We start from the raw sequence: 818 nt of genomic DNA, 5'->3' as shown, positions 1-818 counted from the left end.
GATCAGTTGCAACAACGTTGCACAAGCATGGGTAAAACCAGACGAAGAGCCAGCTTCAATTTTGATCGACTCTTCTGCTACCTTCAGTTTGTAAGCGCCTTCATCCAAGGTTGGGTTGCCTTTGAAGATGATCTGACTGCCATTGTCTGATGCGAACTCAAATTGATGAATGCGCTTAAGCTCTTCAAGTAACCACTCTTTAGCTGAATTGGCTAAGTTTGAATAAACCGCAACGCCAGCTTGATGATTAAAGCTAAAGCAGTGATCGCTGACTTCTATATGGTTTGGTTTTGGCAATAAAGGCTGCGCATGCGTCAAGCTGGAAGGGATCTCACTACGTTCACGGTACGGCGAAGCCAATACGATCGGCGTGACATCGACTTGAGCTCGCTGAAGGTTGCCGTTGACTTCAAAGTTGACCAAGGCTTCATTGAATCCATCAGAATAGTAACGGAATGGGTTCGAACCAATACTGAACTCGCAGTAAAAATGATGGTTAGCTGCCAGCACCAACCCTTCTGGTTTGAGGGTGCAGTAGCTGCCAATTTGCTTGAGCTGACCATTCGAAATACTATCCGGCAGAATGTAGCGATCAAAAGCAAAAATCAGGCTCCAATTGTGGAGATCTTGATCGCTCAAGTTATGGAAAGTCAGTCCGAAACGGCAGTTTTGCTTTTGTTCTGATAGGACGACGAGATCAACACGATATTCCATATCTACTCCTACGCCGCACTGAGCGAGTAAAGGTTATGTTCAGGTTTACCTGCAAACATAATTGCGCCTTCAATCGCGTCAAACTGTGGCTCAACAACCCATTG

1 protein-coding gene and 1 pseudogene are annotated in these 818 nt (G+C 45.6%); both read right to left on the bottom strand.

Annotated features, from left to right (window positions below; all coding sequences use genetic code 11):
• Positions 1 to 714: glycoside hydrolase family 20 zincin-like fold domain-containing protein (locus R7Z50_RS26370; RefSeq protein ID WP_318149596.1), on the bottom strand; the 714-nt coding region annotated here is incomplete at its 3' end.
• Between the two features lie 8 nt (positions 715 to 722).
• A pseudogene (locus tag R7Z50_RS26365) lies at positions 723 to 818 on the bottom strand (N-acetylglucosamine kinase); the annotation flags it as partial.

The sequence above is a fragment of the Vibrio sp. 1249-1 genome (assembly GCF_033340495.1).
Note: the sequence above shows the minus strand (reverse complement) of the source record. Positions and strands in the feature narration are given on the sequence as shown.